Source organism: Faecalibacterium sp. AM43-5AT (genome assembly GCF_003603345.1).
Taxonomy (GTDB): Bacteria; Bacillota; Clostridia; order Oscillospirales; family Ruminococcaceae; genus Faecalibacterium; species Faecalibacterium taiwanense.
The window spans coordinates 1-5,023 of the sequence record NZ_QVGZ01000026.1 but is presented as its reverse complement, the minus strand read 5'-3'; the positions used below and the strand labels follow the sequence as shown (position 1 = coordinate 5,023).

At 51.1% G+C, this 5,023-nt stretch carries 5 protein-coding genes; 1 reads left to right on the top strand and 4 read right to left on the bottom strand.

The features are described 5' to 3' along the window. Positions 1–251: 251 nt before the first annotated feature. The 4 genes from DW937_RS14465 to DW937_RS14990 form a co-directional block, all read right to left on the bottom strand. The gene (locus DW937_RS14465; protein WP_243111508.1) at positions 252–1,544 is read right to left on the bottom strand and encodes a virulence-associated E family protein; all 1,293 of its coding nucleotides are present in this window, start codon (positions 1,542–1,544) and stop codon (positions 252–254) included. A 73-nt stretch (positions 1,545–1,617) separates the two neighbouring features. Beyond that, a complete protein-coding gene (locus tag DW937_RS14460; RefSeq protein ID WP_243111507.1) occupies positions 1,618–2,868 on the bottom strand; it encodes a hypothetical protein in 1,251 nt (416 codons plus the stop codon). Positions 2,869–3,429: 561 nt separating this feature from the next. After that, positions 3,430–3,756, bottom strand: a complete 327-nt coding sequence (locus tag DW937_RS14455) for a hypothetical protein (RefSeq protein WP_118528368.1) — start codon at positions 3,754–3,756, stop codon at positions 3,430–3,432. 258 nt (positions 3,757–4,014) lie between these two features. Beyond that, positions 4,015–4,179, bottom strand: coding sequence for a hypothetical protein (locus DW937_RS14990; RefSeq protein ID WP_158576366.1), 165 nt, complete (start codon positions 4,177–4,179; stop codon positions 4,015–4,017). A gap of 396 nt (positions 4,180–4,575) precedes the next feature. On the opposite strand from DW937_RS14990, the gene DW937_RS14450 reads away from it, so the two are divergent. After that, positions 4,576–5,023, top strand: a 448-nt coding sequence (locus DW937_RS14450; protein WP_243111506.1) for a sigma-70 family RNA polymerase sigma factor, incomplete at its 3' end; no start/stop codon positions are given.

The following is a 5,023-nucleotide window of genomic DNA, read 5'->3' as shown; positions in this document are numbered from 1 at the left end:
TCGTCTGCTGCTTCGTGGTGTGCGCAGGCGTATTGCTCATAGGCAGACCTCCATATCCTTGTAACCGAACGCCTGTAACCGGGCAGGAAAACTCTCTTTTTCTGCACGCAGGCGTCCGATGCACTTTATATTTTTTCTTATTCTTTTAAGGTTACATGGTTACAGAAAGAGGAAAACGCAGCAGCCATGCGGCTTTTGCACTGTAACTGGAACGTAACCGAATCTGTAACCAGACGTGTAACCGTTGTCCATCAGAAGGGGAAGCCCATCTGCTTGGCCTCCGCGTCTGTTATTTCGGAGAAATCTTCGGCCCCGGTTTCGGGGCTGGTTACGCGCTCCCAGCCTTTCTGAACGCCGTACTTCGGGTAACGCTTGGCGATCTTGTGCGCCTGCCAGCCTTGGATATCGCCGCGCGAAATTCCTGTGTTCATGATCTCGCAGATAGCGCGGGTCTCCCACTCTGCCGGGATGTTGGTGTTGCCCAGTGCCTCCGCATAGAGCTGCTTGGAACACACCCGGTCACCCGTGTAGTCCTCCAGAAAGGCATAGATCATGCCCGCCTGCGCGTCCTCCTGCATGAAGTCCTGTTGATGGGCTTGCAACGTTTCCTGCATGGCGTGGCTGAACGCCAACCTGTAGTCGCCGCTGTTGTAAATCGTCATGGCTTCTGCCCAGAGCTGATCGATATAGGCGCGAGATTCCCCCTCGTTGTCCAAAATGTGGGTCTCAGCCAGTTCCGCATCCACCGGGATGGGGATAAAGCGGCGGTTGCCCGTGCGGTCACGGGGCAAAAAATCCTGCCGATTGGTCGTGCCAGCAAAGATGCACTGGCGCAGACGGTCGGCAGGATGGGTCTCGTAGGGGACTTTATAGGTTTCCTTCTGTTTACTGAGAAAACTTTTGATCTCCTCGATACTCTTGGCATTGGCGGTGGCGATCATCTCCGACATTTCGATGATCCAGTGGCCTTGCAGCTTTCGGTACACGTTGTCGTCGTCCAGCCGCCGCAGGTCGTCCGAGAACCATTCATCCTTGACCGCCAACAGCCGAAAAAAGCTGGACTTTCCTGTGCCTTGTCCGCCCACCAGACAGAGCATGGTTTCAAATTTGCATCCCGGCTGGAACACGCGTTTGATGGCTCCCAGCAGGAAAATTTTCATAGCTTCGCAAGTGTACTCGTCCTCCGCAGCACCGAGGAAATGATGCAGGACATGGGGAATCCGTTCAGTCCCATCCCATTTCAGACTGTTCAGATAATCCCGGATGGGGTGGTAGCGATTCTCGTTGGCAACGATGCGGATGGCGGATTCGATCTTCTTCTCGCTGAAAATGCCGTACTTCTCCATTCGCCGTAGGATATACTTCATGTCGGTGTCGTTCAGTGTCTTGCCGGAGCGGGGCCAACCCACAGGCTTTACGATGTCGATGCGCTCACTCAACAAGTTCAGCCGGATGGCGTCGGCAAGCACATGGTCGTTCTGCAAAATCGTGATGCAGTTTTGGATCGTCCGCTGAATTTCACCATTGGAGTGCTTGGTAAGCATTTCCTTTACGTCTGCAACGGTTCGGGGAGTGCGTTCTTCGTTGACTTCTTTGCTCAATAATCATCACCTCGTACTATTGAAAACGATTTTCTGACTTTTCCGCAGTTGAAAGTACAGATGGATTCCGCTGCGCCTGTTCTGCCTGCAAACGGCTCAACAGTTGCAGAACGGAATCCCGTGCTTTCTCCTTGACCTGTTCCTTGCCTTTCTGCCGAGCCTCCGGCTTCAGGAGTTTCTCCTGCAAGCGGGCAGCGGTGGTCTGCATGGTCTTGAGGAACTTGTCCAGCACGGTGTCCAAACGGTGGGCGGCATATTCCCTCGTGGCCTGCGGAGCCTTGCGCTCCGGGGACAGCACCCACTTCTTCGTGTCCTCGATCATCCGCATATCTTCCTTGCGGGTTTCAGTGCGCACCACATCGGTCACGACCTCCACAGCCTTGTCGTAGGCCACAGCCGAAACATCTTCCAGCAGGGTTTCCATGTCCGAAACTTTCAGGGTCAGCTCGTCCAGCTTGCTCTGCTGGGCGGCAAGCTGCTCCTTTTGCTTGGCAAGGATAAAATCCTGCTTTTCCAGATACTTGCGGTTGCCGTACTCCGCTTCTTCCTCTAAATCCAGCTCATGCCGCTTGGCAATCTCGAACAGCATCTTCCGGCAGGCTGCATCAAAGGTGATCTTGCGGTTATTTCGGCGACTGAGAGACTTGTTTGGGTCAGGCAGGTCGAAGCCCAACGCTTCCAGTGCCTTTTCCTGTTGGGGAGCTAACTCGCCATACTTGTTCTCACAGTCGAACACATGACGCTCGTGGATATGAGGTGTGCTTTCGTCCAGATGCAGCGCCCAGTCCAGCACATGAACGTGGTCGCCAAACTTGGTCTTGAACTCGTCAATGAACTCCGTAACGATGTTCAGCAAGTCCTCTGCCGAAGCGTGTTCGTCCAGCGCCCCAAGCTGGTAGATAGTCTCCTCCGGGCAGGTCTTGCGGCTGGACAGCAGGTCAGGAATGGAGCGATTACGCTCCGTGTGCCGAATCTTGGCATTGCGCTCGTTCTGCTTTTTGATGAACTCTGAGTAGTGGGTTTCATAGAATTGCCGTTCCACATCCGAGAAGGTTGCTACCAGATCGTCTGGGTCTTGTGGGTCGAGAGCCGAACGGAAACCGTGGAAGCAGTCCCAGTAGATGTTGCCCTTGGCTCGTTCCAGGTCGATGTGCTCACTGTTGGCAAGGTTGAAACTGCGGTCATTGTGCTTGGGGTTATAGGTGCCGTGGGTTCCGGCTCGTCCGTTGTGACGTGTTAATTTCAGATAGGCATCCCTCCATTTCAACGTCTTGGTGGGGGCGCAGCAGCTTTGCTGCTGAATCTGCCGCCTGCGGTGCGCCAGATAATACCCAGTAGGATATGACGCACAGCATCATATCACTGGGCAAGGCGTTCCCCCTTGACTCCCTTCAACGGGCCATTTTGGCCCGTTGATTTTGGCAAGCTGGCGGTCAAAGATTTGCGAATCCCTGTCCACCAACTTGTCCGGCTTTTTCAGTTGGCCAAAATGACCAACTGATTCTGTTACGGGTAGAATCAGGTTGTCCTCTTGGTAACCTGATTCTCAACGACCTTGAGGCGTTACAGGTAGAATCAAGTGCTCATTTTGATCACCTGATTTTTACGGAGCGGGGTGGCGTGTTACAGAAAAACCGAAGTTTTCAAAATGATAACTCCGGTGGCTTCGTTACGGCTAAAATCAAGTTACGGAAAGCGGAACTTGATTTCAGAGGACAGCCCAAATTCCCACTGTGGGGATTTGGGAGTGAGCAATTAGGCGTTACGGTATTTTGGTACTTCCCAAAATGGGAAGTGCCACTTTACTAAATAAAAGCAGCATCAATACTTATCCGGCATTCGCTTTACGCTGGCGGTAGCCTTTCTGCCGACAGCCATTGCTGCAATATCTGGCATCTGCCCGGATCGGCAAGAACTGCTCCCCACAGCAAGCGCAGGTATACGTTCCACGTTCGGCACGCTTTTTAAGGCTTTTCCGCAGATTCAGCATCTTGTGGCCGCAGGTCTGAAAGCTGCAATATTTGCGGTTTCGGGTCTGGGTGTAGATGACCTTGCGGCAATATTCACATTGGATTCTGCGCACACTGGGGTCGCCATCAATGAAATATTCCATCAGGGTGTCCTGATTTTCACGTTCCCATTGTTCTGTTGTCATAGGTATCCTCCTTTGGCTGTTACGGATATATGGTGGTTATCAAAATGGGAACCACCACTTTTACACAATAAAGCGTTACGATTGTCTGGTTGGTGATCAAAATGATCACCAACTAAACCTTCTCTGTTATGGCTGAGTGGTGATTTGCGGTTTTCGTAACCCAGCACTTTTCACCGTGGCTTGACATAATGTTAAGTCGAGGTCATCCGTGACGCATAAGGTTGATCTGGTGAATGACGCTTTGTGTCATTCACCAGATCAACTGGCCATTTTGACCAGTTGATATTGGGGGTGCCGTTCTCCCTGCGTGGATTTCCTGCCCCCTTCCAGCGGCGTTTTCCGGCTCTCCCACTTGGGGGTCATTGCCGGGTATCCCATGCAGACGGTCATGCGGTTTTCAAGGTCCAGTGCCAGATTTGGCAATAAAAAATCGCCACACAACAACCTGAACCTGACCATCCCTTCCGGGATGGCCTTGGTTCGGGTTCGTTATGTAGCGATAGAAAGTTAAAAACTTGCTCCGGCTCCTTCGGGAGCCGAGCTGGAACTCTAAGTAAATATGTTATATTAAATTGTTGGGATAGATTACCACAAAAATTGAGTCGTGTCAACAAAAAGTTTTGAAAATACGCTACTTTCGGCAGAGTGCAAGAAAACACGCGGGAAACTTTGGCAAAAAGAGAGAGGGCTGGACGATGCCAGCCCTCTTGACATGATTCGAGAAAAACTCAAAAAGACTTCCGCAATTTTGAGTTATAATATTCGACATTTTTGCTGGTTCATGGTACACTACATCCAATCCACACGAATCAGTTGGAGGTGGTTGGGTTGCTTTCCCTGTACTTAGCTGTTCTTGACGATCAAAGCAGTGAAGAACAATTTATAGATGTATATAATACTTACAAGCGGTTAGTCTATCATACCGCTTACAAGATTATGGGCGATTCGTATCTGGCAGAAGATGTGCTGCAAGAAGTGTTTTTATACGTTGCGAAAAATTTTTCTAAAATTCATCGAGAAAACTGTCACGAACTCGCCGCTTATCTCGTTAGTTGTAGTAGAAGTCGTGCATACGATATGCTTCGCAAACGCCGGGAAGAATTGCTGGAAGAAATCCCGGACGCACCAGATGGCACCCCGGTGCCGGATGATGCAGCAGTCAGCACCGATAACATCCAACATCTGACAGAACTGATTAGACAGATGAAACCGATGTACGATGCGACTGGTTCTGATGATATGTGCAACTGCTGCATTTGTATGGTTC